21 protein-coding genes and 2 tRNA genes are annotated in these 21,288 nt (G+C 70.5%); 14 read left to right on the forward strand and 9 right to left on the reverse strand.

The window, feature by feature from the left end; all coding sequences use genetic code 11:
• Positions 1–43: 43 nt before the first annotated feature.
• The 5 genes from gyrB to G8E01_RS01670 all read left to right on the forward strand — a co-directional run bounded on the left by gyrB (position 44) and on the right by G8E01_RS01670 (position 5,404).
• Positions 44–2,113 (forward strand): DNA topoisomerase (ATP-hydrolyzing) subunit B, encoded by a 2,070-nt coding sequence (gyrB, locus tag G8E01_RS01650; RefSeq protein ID WP_166314947.1) that lies wholly within the window; start codon positions 44–46, stop codon positions 2,111–2,113.
• 31 nt (positions 2,114–2,144) lie between these two features.
• Positions 2,145–4,688, forward strand: coding sequence for a DNA gyrase subunit A (gene gyrA, locus G8E01_RS01655; protein WP_166314950.1), 2,544 nt, complete (start codon positions 2,145–2,147; stop codon positions 4,686–4,688).
• Positions 4,685–5,089 (forward strand): DUF3566 domain-containing protein, encoded by a 405-nt coding sequence (locus tag G8E01_RS01660; protein ID WP_166314953.1) that lies wholly within the window; start codon positions 4,685–4,687, stop codon positions 5,087–5,089. The genes gyrA and G8E01_RS01660 overlap by 4 nt, the downstream gene beginning before the upstream one ends.
• A gap of 154 nt (positions 5,090–5,243) precedes the next feature.
• Positions 5,244–5,320 (forward strand) — tRNA-Ile (locus G8E01_RS01665).
• 11 nt (positions 5,321–5,331) lie between these two features.
• Positions 5,332–5,404: transfer RNA gene (locus tag G8E01_RS01670), tRNA-Ala, on the forward strand.
• Positions 5,405–5,429: 25 nt separating this feature from the next.
• Here the strand turns inward: G8E01_RS01670 and G8E01_RS01675 are convergent.
• Positions 5,430–5,855 (reverse strand): SRPBCC family protein, encoded by a 426-nt coding sequence (locus G8E01_RS01675; protein ID WP_240921219.1) that lies wholly within the window; start codon positions 5,853–5,855, stop codon positions 5,430–5,432.
• 67 nt (positions 5,856–5,922) lie between these two features.
• Here G8E01_RS01675 and G8E01_RS01680 point away from each other — a divergent pair, with 67 nt between their 5' ends.
• From G8E01_RS01680 to G8E01_RS01695, 4 genes are read left to right on the forward strand one after another with little or no spacing between them, the layout of a single operon-like run.
• Positions 5,923–6,867, forward strand: coding sequence for an aldo/keto reductase (locus G8E01_RS01680; protein WP_166314959.1), 945 nt, complete (start codon positions 5,923–5,925; stop codon positions 6,865–6,867).
• A gap of 52 nt (positions 6,868–6,919) precedes the next feature.
• Positions 6,920–7,696 (forward strand): TSUP family transporter, encoded by a 777-nt coding sequence (locus tag G8E01_RS01685; protein WP_166314962.1) that lies wholly within the window; start codon positions 6,920–6,922, stop codon positions 7,694–7,696.
• 32 nt (positions 7,697–7,728) lie between these two features.
• Entirely contained in the window at positions 7,729–8,802 is a 1,074-nt protein-coding gene (locus G8E01_RS01690; RefSeq protein ID WP_166314965.1) for a PLP-dependent cysteine synthase family protein, read from the forward strand.
• Positions 8,795–10,369, forward strand: coding sequence for a threonine/serine exporter family protein (locus G8E01_RS01695; protein ID WP_166314968.1), 1,575 nt, complete (start codon positions 8,795–8,797; stop codon positions 10,367–10,369). The genes G8E01_RS01690 and G8E01_RS01695 overlap by 8 nt, the downstream gene beginning before the upstream one ends.
• On the opposite strand, the gene G8E01_RS01700 is transcribed toward G8E01_RS01695, so the two are convergent.
• The 3 genes from G8E01_RS01700 to G8E01_RS01710 are packed head-to-tail and all read right to left on the reverse strand — an operon-like array spanning position 10,339 to position 13,288.
• Complete coding sequence (locus tag G8E01_RS01700) at positions 10,339–11,310, reverse strand: TRC40/GET3/ArsA family transport-energizing ATPase (RefSeq protein ID WP_166314971.1); 972 nt, start codon at positions 11,308–11,310, stop codon at positions 10,339–10,341. The genes G8E01_RS01695 and G8E01_RS01700 overlap by 31 nt on opposite strands.
• Positions 11,301–11,561, reverse strand: a complete 261-nt coding sequence (locus G8E01_RS01705) for a cory-CC-star protein (RefSeq protein ID WP_166314974.1) — start codon at positions 11,559–11,561, stop codon at positions 11,301–11,303. The genes G8E01_RS01700 and G8E01_RS01705 overlap by 10 nt, the downstream gene beginning before the upstream one ends.
• Positions 11,558–13,288 (reverse strand): carbon starvation CstA family protein, encoded by a 1,731-nt coding sequence (locus G8E01_RS01710; protein WP_166314976.1) that lies wholly within the window; start codon positions 13,286–13,288, stop codon positions 11,558–11,560. The genes G8E01_RS01705 and G8E01_RS01710 overlap by 4 nt, the downstream gene beginning before the upstream one ends.
• Positions 13,289–13,367: 79 nt before the next feature.
• On the opposite strand from G8E01_RS01710, the gene aroQ reads away from it, so the two are divergent.
• Positions 13,368–13,805 (forward strand): type II 3-dehydroquinate dehydratase, encoded by a 438-nt coding sequence (gene aroQ, locus G8E01_RS01715; protein ID WP_166314978.1) that lies wholly within the window; start codon positions 13,368–13,370, stop codon positions 13,803–13,805.
• A 6-nt stretch (positions 13,806–13,811) separates the two neighbouring features.
• Here the strand turns inward: aroQ and G8E01_RS01720 are convergent, their stop codons facing one another.
• Both G8E01_RS01720 and G8E01_RS01725 read right to left on the reverse strand, forming a co-directional pair.
• Entirely contained in the window at positions 13,812–14,300 is a 489-nt protein-coding gene (locus G8E01_RS01720) for an aminoacyl-tRNA deacylase (protein ID WP_166314980.1), read from the reverse strand.
• 66 nt (positions 14,301–14,366) lie between these two features.
• A complete protein-coding gene (locus G8E01_RS01725) occupies positions 14,367–14,879 on the reverse strand; it encodes a DNA helicase (RefSeq protein ID WP_166314982.1) in 513 nt (170 codons plus the stop codon).
• A gap of 95 nt (positions 14,880–14,974) precedes the next feature.
• Between G8E01_RS01725 and G8E01_RS01730 the strand changes: the two genes are divergently transcribed.
• Together G8E01_RS01730 and G8E01_RS01735 are read left to right on the forward strand one after the other, a co-directional pair.
• On the forward strand, positions 14,975–15,532 hold the full coding sequence (locus G8E01_RS01730; RefSeq protein WP_166314984.1) for a peptidylprolyl isomerase: 558 nt from the start codon (positions 14,975–14,977) through the stop codon (positions 15,530–15,532).
• 48 nt (positions 15,533–15,580) lie between these two features.
• Positions 15,581–16,486, forward strand: coding sequence for a rhomboid family intramembrane serine protease (locus tag G8E01_RS01735; protein WP_166314986.1), 906 nt, complete (start codon positions 15,581–15,583; stop codon positions 16,484–16,486).
• Positions 16,487–16,800: 314 nt separating this feature from the next.
• On the opposite strand, the gene G8E01_RS01740 is transcribed toward G8E01_RS01735, so the two are convergent.
• Positions 16,801–17,037 (reverse strand): cell division protein CrgA, encoded by a 237-nt coding sequence (locus tag G8E01_RS01740; protein WP_155048825.1) that lies wholly within the window; start codon positions 17,035–17,037, stop codon positions 16,801–16,803.
• A gap of 101 nt (positions 17,038–17,138) precedes the next feature.
• On the reverse strand, positions 17,139–17,807 hold the full coding sequence (locus G8E01_RS01745) for a fasciclin domain-containing protein (protein ID WP_166314988.1): 669 nt from the start codon (positions 17,805–17,807) through the stop codon (positions 17,139–17,141).
• 213 nt (positions 17,808–18,020) lie between these two features.
• Between G8E01_RS01745 and sigK the strand changes: the two genes are divergently transcribed.
• The gene (sigK, locus tag G8E01_RS01750) at positions 18,021–18,608 is read left to right on the forward strand and encodes an ECF RNA polymerase sigma factor SigK (protein ID WP_166314990.1); all 588 of its coding nucleotides are present in this window, start codon (positions 18,021–18,023) and stop codon (positions 18,606–18,608) included.
• Positions 18,605–19,402 (forward strand): anti-sigma factor, encoded by a 798-nt coding sequence (locus G8E01_RS01755; protein WP_166314992.1) that lies wholly within the window; start codon positions 18,605–18,607, stop codon positions 19,400–19,402. Before sigK ends, G8E01_RS01755 begins: the two co-directional genes overlap by 4 nt.
• A 9-nt stretch (positions 19,403–19,411) precedes the next feature.
• On the opposite strand, the gene pknB is transcribed toward G8E01_RS01755, so the two are convergent.
• Positions 19,412–21,220, reverse strand: a complete 1,809-nt coding sequence (pknB, locus tag G8E01_RS01760) for a Stk1 family PASTA domain-containing Ser/Thr kinase (protein ID WP_338100716.1) — start codon at positions 21,218–21,220, stop codon at positions 19,412–19,414.
• Positions 21,221–21,288: the final 68 nt, after the last annotated feature.

Below are 21,288 nucleotides of genomic sequence, written 5' to 3' on the forward strand. Positions count from 1 at the left end.
TAGAATGGCAGACGCTGTTCGACCTACAAGGAGCGACACCTACATGACGAGCGAGACCCCCGGGAACGAGCCTGATTCGACGACGGCGAGCGGGGGCACCGGCGCATCCGTGGGCTCCGGCAAGGTGACGAACGAGTACGGCGCCGACCAGATCCAGGTCCTCGAGGGCCTCGAGGCGGTCCGCAAGCGCCCGGGTATGTACATCGGATCCACCGGCCCGCGCGGCCTGCACCACCTGGTGTACGAGATCGTCGACAACTCGGTCGACGAGGCGCTCGCCGGCTACTGCGACACGATCACCGTGACGCTCCTCGAGGACGGCGGCGTACGCGTTGTCGATAACGGTCGCGGGATCCCCGTCGGCATGCACAAGGTCGAGAAGAAGTCGACGCTCGAGGTCGTCCTCACCGTCCTCCACGCCGGCGGCAAGTTCGGCGGCGGCGGCTACGCGGTCTCGGGCGGGCTCCACGGCGTCGGATCCTCCGTCGTCAATGCGCTGTCGACGCGCCTCGAGGCCGTCGTCCGCACCGACGGGAGCGTGTGGCGCCAGTCCTTCACGACCGGCGGCGTCCCGACCGCGCCCGTCGCGCAGGGCGAGCCGACCGACGAGACCGGCACCTCGATCACGTTCTGGCCGGACCCCGACATCTTCACGGAGACCGTCGAGTTCGAGTACGAGGTCCTGCGCACGCGCTTCCAGCAGATGGCCTTCCTCAACAAGGGCCTGAAGATCGAGCTCTTCGACGAGCGGCCCACCTCGACCGAGGAGGTCGAGACGGAGGAGGGCGCGCCCGTCGCGCAGCAGCGTCACGACGTCTTCCACTACGAGCGCGGCCTGATGGACTACGTCGACTACCTCAACAGCGCGCGCAAGGCGGAGCGCGTCCACGAGGACATCATCAGCTTCGAGTCGGAGGACACCGAGCGCAAGATCGCGCTCGAGGTCGCGATGCAGTGGACGACCTCGTACAGCGAGAACGTGTTCACGTACGCCAACACGATCAACACGCACGAGGGCGGCACGCACGAGGAGGGCTTCCGCGCGGCGCTGACGTCGCTCGTGAACCGCTACGCGCGCGCCAACAACCTTCTCAAGGAGAAGGACGACAACCTCACGGGCGACGACGTCCGCGAGGGCCTCACGGCCGTCATCTCCGTCAAGCTCAGCGAGCCGCAGTTCGAGGGCCAGACCAAGACGAAGCTCGGCAACACCGAGGCCAAGAGCTACGTCCAGCGCATCGTCGCCGACGAGCTCGGCGACTGGTTCGCGCGCAGCCCCGCGCAGGCGAAGAACGTCGTGCGCAAGGCGATCGACGCCGCGACCGCGCGCATGGCCGCCCGCAAGGCGCGCGAGACGGCCCGACGCAAGAGCGTGTTCGAGTCGGCCGCCATGCCCGACAAGCTCAAGGACTGCACGAGTAAGGATCCGTCCATCAGCGAGGTGTACCTCGTGGAGGGCGACTCGGCCGGCGGATCCGCCGTGAACGGGCGCAACCCGCTCACGCAGGCGATCCTCGCGCTGCGCGGCAAGATCCTGAACGTCGAGCGCGCGCGCCTCGATAAGGCCCTCGGCAACAAGGAGGTCCAGGCGATGATCCAGGCCTTCGGCACGGGCATCGGGCCGGACTTCGACATCGAGAAGGCGCGCTATCACAAGATCGTCCTCATGACGGACGCCGACGTCGACGGCCAGCACATCACGACGCTGCTGCTGACGCTGCTCTTCCGCTACATGCGCGGGCTCATCGAGGCCGGGTACGTCTACCTCGCGATGCCGCCGCTGTACCGCCTGAAGTGGACGAACGCCGACCACGAGTACGTCTACAGCGACCGCGAGCGCGACGTCTTCCTCGAGGCGGGCCTCGCGCGCGGCTGGCGCCTGCCGAAGAGCAACGAGGGCGGCGTGCAGCGCTATAAGGGTCTTGGCGAGATGAACGCCGAGGAGCTGTGGGAGACGACCATGGATCCCGAGACCCGCACCCTGCGCCAGGTGACGATCGAGGACGCGGCCGCGGCCGACGAGATCTTCTCGGTCCTCATGGGCGACGACGTCGAGTCCCGCCGCGGGTTCATCCAGCGCAACGCGAAGGACGTCCGCTTCCTCGACATCTGATCGAGCGGACGAACGAGGAAGACACAGACTTATGACTGACGAAGAGCGCCCCGACATCAACGCCGGGCACAACCACGGCCGCATCGACCAGGTCGACCTGCAGTCGGAGATGCAGCGCAGCTACCTCGACTACGCGATGAGTGTCATCATCGGGCGCGCGCTGCCCGACGTGCGCGACGGGCTCAAGCCCGTGCACCGCCGCGTGATCTTCGGGATGTACGACGGCGGGTACCGGCCCGACAAGTCGTTCTCGAAGTGCACCCGCGTCGTCGGCGAGGTCATGGGTCAGTACCACCCGCACGGCGACAGCGCGATCTACGACACCCTCGTGCGCCTCGTGCAGCCGTGGTCGATGCGCTACCCGCTCGCGCTCGGCCAGGGTAACTTCGGCACGCCCGGCAACCAGGGCGCGGCCGCCCCGCGGTACACCGAGACGAAGATGGCTCCCCTCGCGCTCGAGATGGTGCGTGACATCGAGGAAGAGACCGTCGACTTCGAGGACAACTACGACGGGCGCACGCAGGAGCCCACGGTCCTGCCCGCGCGCTTCCCGAACCTGCTGGTGAACGGATCCGTCGGCATCGCGGTCGGCATGGCGACGAACATCCCGCCCCACAACCTCCGCGAGGTCGCGGCCGGCGCCCTGTGGGCGCTGGAGAACCCGGAGCTGCCGCGCGAGGAGGTCCTCGGCGGCCTCATGCAGCGGATCCCCGGACCCGACTTCCCGACGGGCGCCCAGATCCTCGGCAACAAGGGGATCCACGAGGCGTACCGCACGGGGCGCGGATCCATCACGATGCGCGCGGTCGTGAGCGTCGAGGAGATCCAGGGCCGCACCTGCCTCGTCGTGACCGAGCTGCCCTACCAGGTCAACCCCGACAACCTCGCGGTGAAGATCGGCGAGCTCGCCCGCGAGGGGCGGGTCACGGGCATCGCGGACATCCGCGACGAGACCTCGGGCCGCACGGGGCAGCGCCTCGTCGTTGTCCTCAAGCGCGACGCGGTCGCGAAGGTCGTGCTGAACAACCTCTACAAGCACACCGACCTGCAGACGAACTTCGGCGCGAACATGCTCGCGATCGTCGACGGCGTGCCGCGCACGCTGCCGCTCGACCGCTTCATCTCGCTCTGGATCACCCACCAGCTCGAGGTCATCGTCCGGCGCACCCGGTTCCGGCTGCGCAAGGCCGAGGAGCGCATGCACATCCTGCGCGGCTATCTCAAGGCGCTCGACGCGCTCGATGAGGTCATCGCGCTGATTCGCCGGTCGCAGACGGCCGACGACGCCCGCGAGGGGCTTAAGGCGCTCCTCGACATCGACGACCTGCAGGCCGACGCGATCCTCGCGATGCAGCTGCGCCGCCTCGCGGCGCTCGAGCGGCAGAAGATCGTCGACGAGGCCACGGAGCTCGAGGCGAAGATCGCCGACTTCCTCGACATCATCGGTAGCGACGCGCGCCAGCGCGACATCGTCAAGACGGAGCTCACGGCGATCGCCGACAAGTTCGGCGACGACCGCCGCACCGAGATCCTCCCCGGGTTCGACGGCGACGTGTCGATCGAGGACCTCATCGCCGAGGAGGAGGTCGTCGTCACCGTCACCCGAGAGGGCTACGTCAAGCGCACGCGCAGCGACCTGTACCGCAGCCAGCACCGCGGCGGGAAGGGCGTGCGCGGAGCGCAGCTGCGCGCGGACGACGTTGTGGAGCACTTCTTCGTCACGACGACGCACCACTGGATCCTGTTCTTCACGAACACGGGTCGCGTCTACCGCGTCAAGGCATACGAGCTGGCCGAAGCCGGCCGCGACGCGAAGGGCCAGCACGTGGCGAACCTGCTCGCGCTGCAGCCCGACGAGCAGATCGCCGAGGTGATCGAGCTCAAGAGCTACGAGGACACCGAGTACCTCGTGCTCGCGACCCGCAACGGCCTCGTGAAGAAGACGCGCCTGACGGAGTACGACTCGAACCGGCAGGGCGGCATCATCGCGATCAACCTGCGCGACGGCGACGAGCTCGTCGATGCGCTCCTGGTCAACGGCGACGACCACATCCTGCTCATCAGCCGCAAGGGCATGTCCCTGCAGTTCGCGGCCGGCGACGACTCGCTGCGCCCGCTTGGCCGCTCGACGTCGGGCGTCAAGGGCATGTCGTTCCGCGAGGACGACGAGCTGCTGAGCGCCTCCGTCGCCCGCGTCGACACGTACGTGTTCACGGTCACCGACGGCGGCTGGGCCAAGCGCACGCCGATCGCCGAGTACCGGCAGCAGGGCCGCGGCGGCCTCGGCATCAAGGTGGCGAAGCTCAACGACGACCGGGGCGAGCTCGCGGGCGGCCTCGTGGTATCGGAGGACGACGAGGTGCTCGTCGTGCTCGCCAAGGGCAAGGTGGTACGCTCGGCCGTTGCCGAGGTGCCCTCCAAGGGCCGTGACACCATGGGAGTCGTGTTCGCGCGTCCCGACAAGGGCGACCACATCCTGACGATCGCGCGCAACAGCGAGCGGGGCCTGGGTGAGGACGAGACCGACGAGCCGGCGACCGACGCCGCTCCCGAATCCGCAGAAGGTGACGCATGAGCACGGTAGCTGACAAGCTCGCGAAGAAGTCCGCGCAGAAGTCGTCCTCGAAGCAGGTGCGCCTGCGGCTCGTCTACGTCGACTTCTGGTCCGCGGTGAAGCTCTCCTTCCTCGTGGCGATCGCCGTGGCCATCGTGACGCTCGTGTCCTTCCTCCTCGTGTTCCTCGTCGTGCAGTCGACGGGCCTGATCGCTCAGGTCGACGAGTTCGTCTCGAGCTTCAGCGACGGCGCCTTCTCGATCCAGGCGGCGGTCGGACTGCCGCAGGTCTTCGCGTTCGGATCCGTCGTCGCGATCCTGAACCTCGTCGTCGTCACCGTGCTCGGCGCGGTGGCCGCGGGCATTTACAACATGGCGGTCAAGGTCACGGGCGGCCTGCTCGTGGGCTTCACGTCCAACTGACCGCGCGAGCGAACGAGAGGGGCGGATCCGGCGGATCCGCCCCTCTCGCGTGCGGCGGGGGCGTGTGCGGCACGCCCGGGATCCGCGCCCGAATTGGTGGCGGCGAGGCGCGTGATGTATGCTCTTGAAGGTTGACGCCGACAGGTTGTCACGCGGGGCTATAGCTCAGGCGGTTAGAGCGCTTCACTGATAATGAAGAGGTCCCAGGTTCAAGTCCTGGTAGCCCCACCATCCCTTCCCGCGGGGCCTTAGCTCAGTTGGTAGAGCGCCTGCTTTGCAAGCAGGATGTCAGGAGTTCGAATCTCCTAGGCTCCACAGTCTCCCTCTCCGGCGCCGGTCCTTACCTCTCGAGGATCCGCGCGAGCTGCTCCAGGTCGCGCTCGACCGCGAGGCAGTCCTCGTCGAACTGCGCGTCCGTCATGTTGCGTTGCCGCACGGTGAACACCACCTCCGCGCCCGCGGGATGGGGGAGTACGCGCACGGGATTCCAGACGCTCTCGCCGCCGGGCAGCACGACCTCGTGGTCGAGTACGCCGAGGGCGTTCGGCGCCACGAAGCGGACCCGCACGGATCCCATGGGCGAGTCGACGATGAGATCGTCGCCCTCGCGGCGCACGGCGGAGCGGGCGAGACCTGCCGCCCAGTCGGGCAGATGGTCCGGCTCGGCCGCGTAGGCGTACACGACGTGGGGTGGGGTCGCGATGACGCGGGAGAGGTGACGCGAGCGCATGGGCCGAGTGTCGCACCCGGCGGGCGGGAATGCCATGCCGCGGATGCGACGTTGGGGCAGGTGTGGCGCCACACGCGTCACCGCAACGATGGAAAGGACTCCCATGCCGATTCTCGGTTCCAGTGACATCGACGTCTTCCCGCTCGCCCTCGGCGGCAACACCTTCGGATGGACGAGCGATCGCGAGACCTCGTTCGCCGTGCTCGACGCCTACCTGGCGGGCGGCGGCAACTTCATCGACACGGCCGACGCGTACTCGGCCTGGGCGCCGGGCAATTCCGGCGGCGAGTCCGAGACGATCATCGGCGCGTGGCTCGCGGCGCGCGGACATCGCGACGACGTCGTCATCGGGACGAAGGTCAGCCAGCACCCCGAGTTCCGGGGGCTCGCGGCGAAGAACGTCGCCGCGGCCGCCGACGCCTCGCTCCAGCGCCTGGGGACGGACTACATCGACGTCTACTACGCGCACTTCGACGACGCGGACACGCCGCTCGAGGAGACGGTCGCCGCCTTCGACGCGCTCGTGACGGCCGGCAAGGTCCGCGCAGTCGCGGTGTCGAACTACGCGCCCGAGCGGATCGACGAGTGGTTCCGGATCGCCCGTGCCGGCGGCTACGCGCTGCCCGTCGCGCTGCAGCCGCACTACAACCTCGTGCACCGGCGCGACTTCGAGGGCGCCCTCGCCGACGTCGCGGCGCGCGAGAACCTCGCGGTCGTGCCGTACTTCGCCCTCGCCAGCGGATTCCTGACGGGCAAGTACCGCACCCGCGAGGACCTGGCGGGGGCCTCGCGCGAGCAGATGGCGAACGGGTACTTCTCGGAGGAGGGCCTCGCCGTCGTCGCCACGCTCGACGACATCGCCGCCGCGCACGGCACCCAGCCGGCCGCCATCGCGCTGGCGTGGCTCGCGGCGCAGGATCTCGTCGCGGCGCCGATCGCGAGCGCGCGGACGGTCGAGCAGTTGCCCGCGCTGCTCGACTCCGCGCGCGTGACGCTGACGGACACGGAGCGCGAGGCGCTCGACGCGGTCTCGGCGCGCGTGCCGTGATCCGACGCGCCGCGGCCCGGCTCGGGCCGCGGCGCGAACTAGGCTGGGGTGAGTGCCCGAGATCGACCTGCTGACCCTCTGCCTCCTTATCCTGGCGGGGCTCCTCGCCGGGTGGGTGGACGCGGTGGTCGGCGGCGGCGGGCTCATCCAGCTCCCGGCGTACCTGCTCGTCCCGGGCCTCGCGCCGATCCAGGCGCTCGCGACGAACAAGCTCTCCAGCATCATGGGGACGTCCGTCGCCGCCGCGACCTTCGCGCGGCGGGTGAAGCCGGATCCGCGCACCGCCATCCCGCTCGCCGTCATGGCGCTCCTCGGCGCGGTCCTCGGCGCGACGATCGCCTCCCTCATCCCCGCCGAGGCGTTCACCCCGATCATCCTCGTCATTCTCGTCGGGGTCGGGGCGTTCACTGTCCTCAAGCCCCAGATGGGGGTTCACGCGACGCAGCGCTGGCACGGGTGGCGCCACGTGGCGGGGGCGGCGGGCATCGGCCTCGTCATCGGCACCTACGACGGCGCCCTGGGACCCGGGACCGGATCCTTCTTCGTCATCCTCCTCGTGAGCGTTCTCGGGTACGCGTTCATGCCCGCGTCCGCCCTCGGGAAGATCGCGAACTTCTGCACGAACCTCGGCGCGCTGCTGTTCTTCATCCCGGCCGGCCACGTCGTGTGGGGGCTCGGGCTCGCGGTCGGCGCGGCGAACCTCGTCGGCGGCTACCTCGGCGCGCGCATGGCCGTCTCGCGCGGCAACCGCTTCGTCCGGATCGTCTTCATTGTCGTCATCGCCGCGCTCATCCTGAAGCTCTCTTACGACCTCCTCAGCGGGGCCTGATCCCCCAGGCGACGGCTACTACGCTCGGGGGCATGGACGCGCGACGGGCATGGGTGAGCCAGGCGATCGGACTCCTCGAGGCCGACGCCAACCGGAGCGCCGACACGCACCTGCACGTGTTTCCGCTTCCGCCCGAGTGGGGCATCGACCTCTACCTCAAGGACGAGTCCGTCCACCCCACCGGGTCCCTGAAACACCGGCTCGCGCGCTCGCTCCTCCTCTACGGGCTCGTGGGCGGGCGGATCGGCCCGGAGACCACCCTCGTCGAGGCATCGAGCGGCTCCACGGCCGTGAGCGAGGCGTATTTCGCTCGTATGCTCGGATTGGAATTCATCACGGTCGTGCCGCGCTCGACGAGCGCCGAGAAGATCGGCCTGATCGAGTTCGCCGGCGGTCGGTGCCACTACGTGGACGACCCCATGGCCGTCTACGGTGAGGCCGAGCGGCTGGCCGCCGAGTGCGGCGGCCACTACCTCGACCAGTTCGCGTACGCTGAGCGGGCGACCGACTGGCGCGGCAACAACAACATCGCGGACAGCGTGTTCGGCCAGATGACGCGCGAGCGGCACCCGATCCCCTCCTGGATCGTCGTGGGCGCGGGCACGGGCGGCACGAGCGCGACGTTCGGCCGGTACCTCCGGTACCACCGGCACGAGACGCAGCTCGCGGTCGTGGATCCGGAAGGATCCGCGTTCTACGACGCGTGGCGCACGGGCGACCACGGCTACGAGACCGGGCGCGGCAGCCGCATCGAGGGCATCGGCCGACCGCGCATGGAGCGGTCGTTCCTCCCGGAGATCGTCGACGAGATGATGCGCATTCCCGATGCGGAATCCATCGCGGCGGTCCGCCTCCTCCGCGACCGGACGATGCACTGGGCGGGGGGATCCACCGGCACGAACCTCGCGGGCGCCTTCCGCCTCATCTCCCGCATGCGCGACGAGGGGCGCACCGGATCCGTCGTGACGCTCCTGTGCGACGGCGGCGCGCGGTACCAGAACACCTATTACAGCGACGCGTGGGTCGCGGAGCAGGGGCTCGAGATCGGCCCGGCCCGCGCGCGGATGAACGACTTCCTCGAGACGGGACGGTGGCGAGATGGCTGAGCACGATCGCGCGCGGCGGGTCGTCGACGGCGTCAAGAACGCGGTGTGGAGCGATCCCGCGAAGCGCCAGATGACGGAGGCCCTGCCGATCGTCGACGAGACGATGGCGCAGCGCATCATCGACCTCGCGATGCGCGTTGCCGAGGTCATGCTGTCGGTGGGCGCGTCGGCGAAGGAGGTCGTGCTCGCCGTCCTGCGGATCACGGCCGCATACGGGCTGCGGAGCGTCCACACGAACGTCACGTTCAACTCCGTCACGCTGTCGGACCACCGCAATGGCACGGGCCACCCGATCACCGTCATGCAGGTCGTGCGCGCGGCAGTGCCGGATCACGCGAAGCTCCAGCGCCTCCAGGCCCTCGTGAACGACATCGAAAGCGGGCTCCCGCTGAACGAGGCCGTCACGCGCTTCCACACGATCCGGCGCACGCCGTTCATGTACCGCACGGGCGTCGTGGTCGTCGTGCAGGCGCTCCTCGCCGTCGCCGTGGCCCTGATGTTCGGCGCGGGGTGGGTGATTCTCCTCGCCGTGTTCCTCGCGGGCCTCGGTGTCGCAACCTCGCAGGTCCTTCTCGGCAAGGCGCGGGTCCCGCTGTTCTTCAGCCAGATCGTCGGCGCCCTCGTCCTCACGGCGATCACCGTGCTCCTGGCATGGCTGGGGGCGAACGGCGTCGAGCCCTTCGACGGCGTGCGCTCCAGCCTCGTCGTCTCGAGCGGCATCGTCCTCCTCCTCGCGGGGCTCGCCGTGGTCGGCGCGGCGCAGGACGCGATCGATGGGTTCTCCCTCACCGCGGGCGGGCGGCTGCTCGACCTGACGGTCATGACGATGGGCGTGGTTCTCGGGATCCTCGTGGCCCTCGAGATCGCCGGTCAGATCGGGGCGTCGCTCGAGGTGCCGAGTGAGGCGACGGCCATGGGACCCGCGTTCGGCCAGGCGGTGGGGGCGGTGGTGATCGCCGCGGCGGTGGCGATCATGAACGGATCCGGCATGCGGATCATCGCGGTCAGTGCGGGCCTGGGCCTGCTCGGGTGGGGCGGCTGGTACCTCCTCGGGACGGTGCTCCTCGCGCCGTCGTCGGCCGCGTCGTTCGGCGGCGCGCTCGTCGCCAGCTTCGTCGGATCCCTCGTCGCCGACCGGCTCAAGGTCCCGTCGGTCGCCGTCACGACGGCGGCGATCATCCCGATGGTCCCGGGCGCGGCCGTCTTCCGCGGACTGCTCGGGGTCGTCGAGGCGGGCAGCGATACGGCCGCGCTCATGGCGGCGTTCGACGCCCTGTTCACGGCGGGCATGATTGGCATCGCGCTCGCGGCGGGCGCGACGCTCGGGATCTTCCTCGGGAGCCCGCTCCGCGCGCGGATCGGCGGGCGTCGCGTCGCGCTGCGCTCCAAGGCGCGCGGGGGGTCGGGCGCCGCCGGGACGGCCGCGTTCGAGGTCGTGCCCGCGTACCGCACGACGGAGACGACGCCGGTGCCGCAGGATCCGCCGGCGACGCTGCCTGTCGCGGAGGCCTCGGATCCGCACCCGATCACGAAGCCCTACGACGAGGCGGTCGACGGCCCGCTCTGACGGTCCGGCCCGCCGAGGTGCGGGCCGATCGCGTCGAGCGCCGGGAGGCCCACGAGGTCGTCGACCAGCGGCACGCGCGTGACGGGCGCGCCGAGGTCGAGGCCCGCAAGGAGCGCCTCCTCGCGGGCGCGGCGCGCCGGAAGCGCCTCCGGCGAGAGCCGGTTCGCCACGGCGGCGACGAGCGGGATCCCGATGCGCGCGAGCTCCTCCGCGACCTCGCGGCTCTCCGCGATCGGCAGCGGCTCGGGCACGAAGACGAGCACGAAGCCGGCGACACGCGGATCCGCGAGCGCGTCGCGCATCGCCGCGAAGCGCTCGCGCCGCCTCCGCAGCACGCGCCGCAGCTCGGCGTCGCGGTCGGACGTGTCGCGCGTGCCGCCCAGCGCGCCGTACGCGGCCGAGAACCGCTCCGACCGGTCGCGGTTCGACAGGAGGTTCTCGGCCCACGTCGTCATGCGCTCCGGGCTCGCGAGCAGGTGCAGGGTGTGGCCCGACGGGGCCGTGTCGAACACGACGCGGTCGTACTCGGCGAGCCCCATCGCGAGGGCGTCGGCGACGGCCTCGAGCGCGGCCGACTCGTGGGTCCCGGGCGCCTCGCGCGCCGCCTCGAGGTGGGCGCGGGCGGCGCCGTGCAGGCGCTCGGGGAGCAGCCGCGTCATGGTGCTCCCGACCGCCGCGAGGTGGCGTTCGACCGTGGCCGCGGGGTCGATTTCGATCCCGTCGACCCGCCCCGCCCCCCGCCACAGGGGCGTGGGCCGCTCGCCGACGGGGCGCTCCCAGAGGTGACCGAGGTTGTGCGCGGGATCCGTCGAGACGACGAGCACGCGCTCGCCCCCGCGCGCCGCCGCGAGGGCGAGCGCGGAGGCAACCGAGGTCTTGCCGACCCCGCCCTTGCCGCCGACGAAGAGCGCGCGCCGGCCCGCGAGCTGGTTCAGCAGCACGAGATCGACTCGAGCGGGCTCCGCGGGATGCCCGCGCGGCGGTGCCAGTCGTGGAACTCGTCGTAGACGGCGGGCAGGAGCTCCGCGGAGTAGTAGGCGGCGGGATCCGGGACCCCGAGCGACTCCGCGAGCACGGCGAGCATGAAGTGATCGTCCTCCTCCCGCCGTGCGCGCGCAAACGTCTGCCGGTACGGGCCCGCGTAGAACTCGCGCAGCCCGTCCTGGAACCGCGCCCACCGCCCGCCGGTCATCGCGTCGGCACGGTGCCCGTGACGTGGTCGGTCAGGTCGGCGTCCTCCGGCTCCGGATCCTCGCGTGCCGCGCGCCGGAGGGCCGTGAGCCCCTCCACCGCGACCCAGACCGCGGCGACGATGATGACGACGTCCAGCACGAGCAGCAGCCAGTTCGTGTCGGTGCCGCCGTTCCAGAACGTCCCGACCTGGAGGATCGCCGCCCAGAACGCCGCGACGAACACGACGACGAGCGGCACGAGCGCGACGACGACGTTTCGCCGCTTCCGGAGGAGCATGATCGACACGATGATGAGCGTCAGCGACGCGAGCAGCTGGTTGGTCGTGCCGAACAGCGGCCAGATCGTGAGGCCGCCGGATCCGTCCACGCCCTGGCTGAAGACGAGGCCCACGCTCACGACGAGCACGAGGATGGTCGAGACGATCGTGTTCATGCGCACGCCGACCGCCTCGCCGGCCTCCTGGAACACGAAGCGCAGCAGGCGCACGCCCGTGTCCATCGTCGTCGCGGCGAACAGGACGGCCATCGTGGCCAGGACGGTCGCCGAGAGCGACTGCGGCAGGCCGAGGCCCATCTCGATGATGTTGCCGCCGCCCTCGACGAAGGCGTTCACGCCGCCCGCGCCGAACGCGCTGTAGATCTCCTCCCAGCGCGCGACGGTCGAGATGCCGGCCGTCGTGGCGATGATGGATCCGAGCGCGAGCATGCCCTCGCCGACCGCGCCGAAGTACCCCACGAAGCGGGCGTCCGGCTCCCGGTCGAGCTGCTTCGAGGTCGTGCCGCTCGCGACGGCGCCGTGGAACCCGCTGATCGCGCCGCACGCGATCGTGACGAACAGCAGTGGCCAGATCGACGGGGTGCCCTCCGGGACCGCGGTGTTGATGGCGGGCGCGACGAAGCCGTTGCCGAAGACGAGGCCCGCGACGAGGGTCCCGACGAAGAGGATCGCGAGGCCCACGAAGAGCTGCACGCCGTTGATGTAGTCGCGCGGCTGCAGGAGCAGCCAGACCGGCAGCAGCGAGGCGATCCCGGCGTAGACGAACAGCGCGATGATCCAGAAGGTCGCGGGGCTCATGCCGAGGATCGGATCCGGCAGCACCACGGGCACCTGGTCGCCGAGGAAGATGAGCCCGTACAGCGCGACGACGCCGATGATCGTGACCGCGAGCAGGTTCCAGCGCAGCTTGTACACCGCGATGCCGATGAGGGCCGCGACGGGGATCGCGCCCCAGGCCGGGATGACGGCCGAGGGGTTCGCGATGAGCAGATCCTTGATGACGACCGCGAACGCCGCGACGACCATGAGCAGCAGCAGCGCGATCACGAGGAGGAAGACGCCGGATCCGCGCCGCCCGATGTAGCGCGCGGCGAGGGATCCGATCGAGCGTCCCTTGTTGCGCTCGGAGGCCCACAGCGCGCCCAGGTCGTGCATGCCCGCGAAGAACACGGTGCCGATCGTGACCCACAAGAAGGCGGGGAGCCAGCCCCAGATCACGGCGATGGCGGGGCCGACGATGGGCGCCGCGCCCGCGACCGAGGTGAAGTGGTGCCCCCAGAGGACGAACTTGTTCGTCGGGACGTGGTCCACGCCGTCGTTCTTCTCGTGCGCGGGCGTCGTGAAGGCGGGGTCGAGCCGCAGCACGCGTCGCGAGAGATAGCGCGAGTAGACGAGGTATCCGGCCGCGAAGATCGCGAGCCCGACGAGGAGGAGGACGACGGAGTCCATCGGAGGCCTTTCTGTCGGCGCTGACAGCAAGTGGTCTGGTCCATTCACCCTATCGGTCTCGCGCCGATACGCTGGGGGCATGACGCGGCGGATCCTCGTTCTCAACGGGCCCAACCTGAACCTGCTCGGCACGCGCGAGCCGGAACTGTACGGATCCGCGACGCTCGCGGACGTCGAGGAACTCGCCGAGCGCACGGCGGCGGACCTCGGGTTCGACACGCGCGCCGTGCAGTCGAACGGCGAGGGCGCGATCGTCGATGCGATCCACGCGGCCCGGGAGGACTGCGCGGCCATCGTGATCAACGCCGGCGCCTACACCCACACCTCCGTCGCCATTCGCGACGCGCTCGCGGCGGTCGAGCTCCCGTTCGCCGAGGTGCACGTCACCAACGTGCACGCGCGCGAGCCGTTCCGGCACCACTCCTACCTCAGCGACCTCGCCGAGTGCGTCATCGTCGGCGCGGGCATCGACGGCTACGCCTTCGCCGTGCGCCGGCTCGCGCGCATCGTGGGGTAGGAGCCTCTAGCGGATGTCGTCGATCGGCTCCGTGATGTCCGCGACCGTCGCGCCGTAGGACGCGATGAGCGCGTCGGCCTCGACGGACATCGCGAACCCGTGCGCGCCGGCGCCCATCGACACCCGGCGCCCGCTCATGCGCTCATCGGCATACACCGGCCACGCCGTGGTCGACCCGACCGGGACGATCGTGCCGCGCTCGTAGCCGGTCGCCGCGAGGGCGAGCGCGGCCTCGGGGAGCCGCAGCTTGTTCACGCCGACGATGGCGCGGAGCTTGGGCCAGGAGATCGACCGGTCGCCCGGGACGAGGGCGAAGAAGAACTGGTCGCCCTTGCCCTTGACGACGAGGGACTTGACGATGTCCGCGGGGGTGATCCCGCGCAGCCGGGCGGCCTCCTCGAGCGAGGCGGCGCGCGGGGAGGGGCGCACGTCGATCTCGAGGCCGCGCTCCGCGGCCGCTTCGCGCACGCGGCGGGTGGGGTCTTCGGCGCTCATGGATCCTCTCGGAAACGAAAAACGTGCGGGACCCGCAAGAGCGGATCCCGCACGTGACGGGGTGACTTACGCGTCGGGAGCCGCGACGGGCTCGTCGGCGACCCACAGCTCGTCGTCGGCCGCGAGCGTCTTCCACGCGACGACGAAGATGCCGACGGCGGCCGCGACGCCGAGGATGGCCGCGATGACCGCGCCGGCGCTCGTGCTCTTCTTCGGCGGCACGACGACGGTCTTCCGGCCGAGCTTCTCGGCCGCGGCGTCGTACGCGCCGAGCGCGCGCCCGATCACGCCGCCGGCGGCGGGGATGACGGTGGCGGCGACGAACTTGTTGCTCTTCTTGTAGCCCTTCTCGACGTACGGCCGCGCCTTGTCCACGTACGGCTCGACGTAGTCGTGGTACTTCTTGCGCGCCTCGGGCTGCAGCACCTCGTGGTTGAGGGCGCCCAGCTGGCGTCCGGCCTCGCGGGCCATGTCCGCGGCCTCGGCGGCGACCTGTCGCTGCGCCTCCAGCACCTTGTTGGCGGTGCCCTGCAGCTTGCGGAGCTCCTTCTTGCGCTTCTTGCTGAGGCTGACGCTCACGTGTGCCCTCCCGCGTAGTGGTGAACTTTCGTCCATCCTGCCACGGTGATCGCTTCCGCGGCGAGGCAATCGCGGTTCTCTGAGAGAATGGACGCATGACTCAGCACACCGCCGTCGCGACCGTTCACACGAACCACGGCGACATCGTCATCAACCTCTTCGGCGACCACGCCCCGGTCACGGTCGACAACTTCGTCGGCCTGTCGACGGGCGAGAAGGAGTGGCAGGACCCGCGCACGAACGAGAAGGGCGCCGGCCCCCTCTACAAGGACGTCGTCTTCCACCGCATCATCCCCGGCTTCATGATCCAGGGCGGCGACCCGCTCGGCCAGGGCATCGGCGGGCCCGGCTACAACTTCGACGACGAGATCCACCCCGAGCTGAACTTCAACGAGCCCTACATCCTCGCGATGGCGAACGCGGGCAAGCGCCCCAACGCCATCACGGGCAAGATGAGCGGCACGAACGGCTCGCAGTTCTTCATCACGACCGACCCGACGCCGTGGCTGCAGGGCAAGCACACGATCTTCGGCGCCGTCGCCGACGACGCCTCGAAGAAGGTCGTCGACGCGATCGCCGCGGTTCCCACCGGTGCCATGGACCGCCCGACCGAGGACGTCGTGATCTCCTCGATCGACATCGCCACGGTCTGACCCCCACCCCTCCTCCGCGAAGCTCTGCCTGATCGGATCCGGCCCGCAGTGACGTCGACAACGCCCTCCCGCAATCCCGACAACTACTGCTACCGGCACCCGGACAGGCAGAGCTTCGTGCTGTGCCAGCGCTGCCTGCGCACCGTCTGCCCCGAGTGCCAGACGCAGGCGTCCGTGGGCGTGATCTGCCCGCAGTGTCTGAAGGAGCAGAGGAAGAACCGCACGCCCGCCCAGAAGCGCGCGGCGAGGCGCTGGGGGCGCGGCGGCGGATCCGTGCTGTCCTCCTTCGGCTCCGGCGACACCAAGGTCATGACGGCGCTGTTCGTCGTCACCGCCGTGGTCTATCTCCTGCAGATGCTCGGATCTGTCGTCCCCGGATTCCGCATCGAGAGCTGGCTCCTGTTCTGGGCGCCGCTCATCTATCCCGACGCGTCGGGCACCTTCCAGCCGTGGCGGATCCTCACCGCCGCCTTCGTCCACTCGAGCTTCTGGCACCTCGCCCTCAACATGCTCGCGCTGTGGATGGTGGGGCGCGTGCTCGAGCCGCTGCTCGGATCCGGCCGCTTCCTCGCGACCTACCTGCTGAGCGCGGCGGGCGGGTCCGTCGCCGTCGCCCTGCTGTCGTTCGGCACGCCCGTCGTGGGCGCCTCCGGGGCCGTGTTCGGCCTCTTCGGCGCGCTCGTCGTCATCGGGCGTCGCGCCGGCGCCAACATGACCGGCATGCTCGTCGTGCTCGGCATCAACCTCGTCATCGGGTTCCTCCCGGGCATGAACATCGCCTGGCAGGCGCACGTGGGCGGCCTCGCGGTCGGCGCGCTCGTCGGCCTCATCCTCACGCGCACCCGCCGGCGCACCCAGCGCGGGCTGCAGATCGGGCTGCTGGTCGGCCTCGGCGTCGTGCTCGTCGCGGCCCTCGCGATCCCGCCGCTGACGGGCTTCGTCACGCTCACCTGACCGCCGCGCGGGCGCGCGTTGTCCCCAGGTCTCTCCACAGGATCCGCGCACTTATCCCCGGAACGGAGCGCGCTGTCCCCAAGAATCCTCGAGTTGTCCCCCGCTTATCCACCCGTTGTCCACGGATATCGCGGGGTTATCCCCGGAGTTATCCACAGATCTGTCCCCAGCTGGGGAGAATGACACGCGTGTTATTCACAGGTGGGGATGGCCCTGTGGAGGAATCACATCGTTGTCATTCGCGGGCGCGGCGGCACGAAAACGGGCGCCTGCCGCCACCGTGGGGTGGGACAGGCGCCCGGGAGAACAGGGGGTCAGCGCCAGCGCGTGGCCATGATGAGGCCGACGAACGCGAGGCCGCCGCCGATCGCGAGGTTCCAGGCGCCGATGTCGGGAATCGGGAACTGCGAGCTCGAGAGGTAGAACACGAGGATCCACGCGAGCCCGAGCAGGAAGAAGGCCACCATGACCGGCTTGAACCACGCGGGGTTGGGGAGCGGCTCACCCGGGACGTGGGTGATCTCGTCGTCCTCGTTTTTCTTTCGCGCCATGCGGGCCATTCTACGGGAGGCGGCGGTCCTCGCCGGGACGCGCGCGCACGAGAATGCCCGCCCGCGCCGATGGCGCGGACGGGCATTCGGGTGACGCGGTCTTACATGGGGGGCATGAGGACCGAGTCGATCAGGTAGACCGTCGCGTTCTCGGTCTGGACGCCGCCGCAGACGATGGTGGCGTCGTTGACCATCCAGTCGTCACCGGATCCGGTCACCTCGACGTCCGCGCCCTGCACGGTCGCGTGGGTGCCCTCGATGTCGTCCGGCGCGATCTGGCCGGGGACGACGTGGTACGTCAGCACCGACGTCAGGAGGTCCGCGTCGGTCGAGAGCGTGTCCAGCGTCTCCTGGTCGACGGCCGCGAACGCGTCGTCAACCGGGGCGAAGACCGTGAACTCGTCGCTGTTGAGCGTGTCGACGAGGTTGACGTCGGGGTTCAGCTCGCCCGAGACCGCCGAGACGAGCGTCGTGAGCAGCGGGTTGTTGGATGCGGCCGTCGCGACCGGGTCCATCGCCATGCCCTCGATCGAGCCGTCGCCGTCCGGCACGGCCTCCGCGTAGTCCGCGCAGCCCGGGCCGACGAGGTTCGCGGCCGGGTCCATGGCCTCCTCGCTGGGCTCCTGCTCCTCCATGGGGGCGGTGGACTCCATCTGGTCGTCCGCCGTGTTGTCTGCCGTGTCGCCGCCCGACATGCAGCCGGTGAGCGCAAGTGCCGCCACCGCCGTCATCGTCAGTCCGCCGCCGATACGCACGCTGTTGCGAAACATGTGATTCTCCTCGATGTCCTGCTCTGCACGCCCTGAGGGGGCGAGTCGCCGCCGTCTGGCGGCCTCAACGGTCATTCGGGGCCGGTTCGAAACCGGATGGGAAAAAGTTCGACGAATATCGCGCCCATCCGGATCCGCCGGCGCGACGAATACCTCGTGAGCCCCGGGCGGGGCAGTACGGGAAGGGAGGGGTGATGAGGCATGCTGGTCCTTATGACGCACGAGCACGACACCGCGTCGCCCCCGGCCGACGGCGATGCCGTCGGCGACCTCCTCGGCGAGGTCGCGCAGGGCGACCGCGACGCGTTTGCCCGCGTCTATGACCTCATGTCCCCGCGCGTGTTCGGCGTGATCCTCCGGGTCCTCGTCGACCGGGCTCAGGCGGAGGAGGTCCTGCAGGACGTTTTCCTCGAGGTCTGGGAGCGCGCAGCACGGTTCGAGCCCGGCCGAGGCCAGGGGCGATCCTGGATCTTCATGATCGCGCACCGCCGAGCCGTCGACCGGGTCCGCTCGGCGCAAGCCAGCACCGAGCGGGACGAGAAGATCGGACGCCGTGACACGGCGGTCCCCTACGACGGCGTCGCCGAGAGCGCGGAGCTCCGGATCGACGGGCGCCGGGCTCGCGATGCCTTGCGGGAGCTGCCGGATCCGCAGCGCGAGGCCCTCTCGCTCGCCTACTTCGGCGGGTACAGCCAGCGCGAGATCTCGGAGATGTTGAAGACTCCGCTCGGAACGATCAAGACACGAATGCGCGACGGAATGATGCGCCTGAGAGACGAAATGGGGGTGTCACCCGCATGAACGAGGATGAGTTCTGGGAGCTCGCGGCCGGGTACGCCGTCGGCGCGCTCTCGGCCGAGGAGGAGCGCGCGCTCCTCGACGCGGCCGCGGGCGACCCGCAGCGCCAGCGGATCCTCGACGAGATGGTCGAGACCTCGGCGGCGTTCGCCGAATCTATCCCGGAGGTCGCGCCCCCGTCCGGCATCCGGGACGCCCTGATGGCGAACCTCGGTCCGCAGGAGGCGCCGGCGGATCCGCTGGTCGACGCGGCGATTGCCGTCCCGGCCGATGCGGACGCGCCGTCTCCGGCCGGGGTCACCGCGCGCCCCGCGCCGGCGGCCCACGCCGCGCCCGCGCCGCGACGACACCGCACGCTCTTCGCGCTCGCGGCTGCTGTCGTGCTCGTGGTCGGCATCGGGGCGGGGATCCTCACGCTCACACAGACGCTCGATCGCACGCCCGCCGAGGTCGCGCTGGAGCAGATCGTCGAGTCCGGCGACCACTCCCGCGCCGAGGCCGAGATGGCGGGCGGGGGCGCGGTCGTGCTCGACTGGTCGGCCGAGACCGGCACGGCCGTTCTCACGGCGGATGGCCTGCCGGAGATCGCCGACGACCAGCAGTTCGAGGCGTGGTTCGTTCGCGACGGGGCTCCCATCCCGGCGGGCGTGTTCGACGGCACGAGCGAGGCGCAAGCGGTCCTCGAGGGCACGATGCACGAGGGCGACCTCGTGGCGATCACGGTCGAGCAGCACGGCGGATCCGACTCGGGCCTTCCGACGAGCGACCCGATCGTCGCGGTCGAGACCGCCTCGTAGGATCCGCGCCTAGTCCTTCCCGTTCCCGTTCCCGTTGCCGCTGGCGTTCCCGCTGTTGCCGGGATCGTCGTCGGCGGGCTCTCCGGTGCACTGGGTGAGCGTCACCGACGAGTGCACGGCGACGTCCCCGGGGGCGGGGGACTGGGAGTGGACGGTGGGCGTGTCCGCGGCCTCGCAGCTCGCGTCGTCGATCACGTCGGCGGTCAGGCCGAGCGAGTCGAGCTCCGCGGTCGCGGCGTCGATCGTGAAGCCCTGCAGATCGGTGACGGTGACGCGCCCGGTCGCGACCGTGAGGTCGATCGTCGCGCCCTCGAGGAGCTCGTCGCCCTCGTCGACGCGGTCGCCGCCGGACTGCGCGGCGAGCACGGCGCCATCCTCGGCGTCGGGGTCGTTGCGCGGCACGACGCGCCCCACCTGGAGCCCCGCGTCCGTGATGGCGGCGCGCGCCTCCTCCTCGCTGGCCCCGACGAGCTGCGGGACGGCGACGACGAGCCGGCCCTCCGAGACGATGATCTCGACGGAGGATCCGATCGTCACGGAGGTTCCCGCGGCGGGATCGGATCCGATCACGACGCCCTCCTCGATCGTGTCGCTCGGCTCCGAGTCGGTCGTGACCGTCAGACCCGCCGACTCGAGCTCCGAGATCGCGCGCTCCTCGGTCATGTCGGCGACGTTGGCGACGTCGACCGTGTCGGCCGCGCGCAGGTCAAGGGGATCCATCCGCACGAGCCAGAACACGACCGCCACGACGAGCGCCGCGACGAGCGCGACGCCGGCCCAGACCCACGCGACGGGCGGGCCCGACTGCGTCCGCGCCGCGCCCGTCTCCCGCGACAGCTGCGTGAGGGTGTGCTGCGCCTCGGCCTGTGCCTGGTGCTGGTCGCCGTAGAGCTCGTGGGTCAGCGCGGCGAGCTGACGCGTCGACATCGCGTCGCCGTCCACGGCCGCGTCGAGCGCCTCGCGGAAGGCCCCCGCATCGTCGAAACGCTGCGCCGGATCCTTCGCGAGCGCGCGCAAGACGATGCTGTCGAGCTGCGCGGGGGCGCCGGGGCGCGCCTGCGACGGCGGCACGGGCGCCTCGCGCACGTGCTGGTAGGCGACGGACACGGGCGAGTCGCCGCGGAACGGCGGGTGCCCGACGAGGAGCTCGTAGAGCACGACGCCCGTGGAGTACAGGTCGGCGCGCGCGTCAACCGCCTCGCCCTTGGCCTGCTCGGGCGAGAAGTACGCGGCGGTGCCGAGGATGGTCGTCGTCTCGGCGACCGTGGCCGACGTGTCGCTCACCGCGCGCGCGATGCCGAAGTCCATGACCTTGATCTGGCCGTCGGGCGTGACCATGACGTTGGCGGGCTTGATGTCGCGGTGCACGACGCCTGCGCGGTGCGAGTACTCGAGCGCCTCGAGGATCCCGTCGACGTATCGCGCGGCGTCCTCGGCGCCGAGGGGGCCGGCCGCGGCGACGTCCTTCAGGAGCGTGCCGCGCACGAACTCCATGACGATGAACGGCGTGTGGCGGGTCCCGCCGCGACCGTCGTCGTCGAGGTCCTCTCCCGCGTCGTACACGCGCACGATGAGCGGGTGTGCCATGCGGCTCGCGGCCTGCGCCTCCTGTCGGAAACGCAACCGGAAGGTGGCGTCCCCCGCGAGGTCCTCGCGGAGGACCTTGACGGCGACGGTGCGCCCGAGGGTGAGGTCGTAGCCGCGGTACACGCTCGCCATGCCGCCGCGACCGATGAGCGAGTCGATGCGATAGCGCCCCGAGAGCACGCGGTTCTGCTGGACGGGGGGCGTCATCGCCTGCGTCGGCTCGTCTGCCACGAGTTGGCCTCCCCGAGTCGTGTCGTGCGCCGTCTCGCCCAGGGTAGCCGAGGGCGCGGCGGCTGCTT

It is taken from the genome of Microbacterium excoecariae (assembly GCF_011326725.1).
Lineage (GTDB): Bacteria > Actinomycetota > Actinomycetes > Actinomycetales > Microbacteriaceae > Microbacterium > Microbacterium excoecariae.

Bases quoted from the DNA above. Each gene is read 5' to 3' on its own strand.
- G8E01_RS01675 (WP_240921219.1), bottom strand. From the start codon at position 5,855: ATGGCATTCCCGCCCGCCGGGTGCGACACTCGGCCCATGCGCTCGCGT.
- G8E01_RS01695 (WP_166314968.1), top strand. From the start codon at position 8,795: ATGGCTGAGCACGATCGCGCGCGGCGGGTCGTCGACGGCGTCAAGAAC.
- G8E01_RS01755 (WP_166314992.1), top strand. From the start codon at position 18,605: ATGAACGAGGATGAGTTCTGGGAGCTCGCGGCCGGGTACGCCGTCGGC.
- sigK (WP_166314990.1), top strand. From the start codon at position 18,021: ATGACGCACGAGCACGACACCGCGTCGCCCCCGGCCGACGGCGATGCC.
- G8E01_RS01690 (WP_166314965.1), top strand. From the start codon at position 7,729: ATGGACGCGCGACGGGCATGGGTGAGCCAGGCGATCGGACTCCTCGAG.
- gyrB (WP_166314947.1), top strand. From the start codon at position 44: ATGACGAGCGAGACCCCCGGGAACGAGCCTGATTCGACGACGGCGAGC.
- G8E01_RS01680 (WP_166314959.1), top strand. From the start codon at position 5,923: ATGCCGATTCTCGGTTCCAGTGACATCGACGTCTTCCCGCTCGCCCTC.
- G8E01_RS01720 (WP_166314980.1), bottom strand. From the start codon at position 14,300: ATGAGCGCCGAAGACCCCACCCGCCGCGTGCGCGAAGCGGCCGCGGAG.
- G8E01_RS01710 (WP_166314976.1), bottom strand. From the start codon at position 13,288: ATGGACTCCGTCGTCCTCCTCCTCGTCGGGCTCGCGATCTTCGCGGCC.
- G8E01_RS01745 (WP_166314988.1), bottom strand. From the start codon at position 17,807: ATGTTTCGCAACAGCGTGCGTATCGGCGGCGGACTGACGATGACGGCG.
- G8E01_RS01730 (WP_166314984.1), top strand. From the start codon at position 14,975: ATGACTCAGCACACCGCCGTCGCGACCGTTCACACGAACCACGGCGAC.
- gyrA (WP_166314950.1), top strand. From the start codon at position 2,145: ATGACTGACGAAGAGCGCCCCGACATCAACGCCGGGCACAACCACGGC.
- G8E01_RS01660 (WP_166314953.1), top strand. From the start codon at position 4,685: ATGAGCACGGTAGCTGACAAGCTCGCGAAGAAGTCCGCGCAGAAGTCG.
- aroQ (WP_166314978.1), top strand. From the start codon at position 13,368: ATGACGCGGCGGATCCTCGTTCTCAACGGGCCCAACCTGAACCTGCTC.
- G8E01_RS01705 (WP_166314974.1), bottom strand. From the start codon at position 11,561: ATGACCGGCGGGCGGTGGGCGCGGTTCCAGGACGGGCTGCGCGAGTTC.
- G8E01_RS01740 (WP_155048825.1), bottom strand. From the start codon at position 17,037: ATGGCGCGAAAGAAAAACGAGGACGACGAGATCACCCACGTCCCGGGT.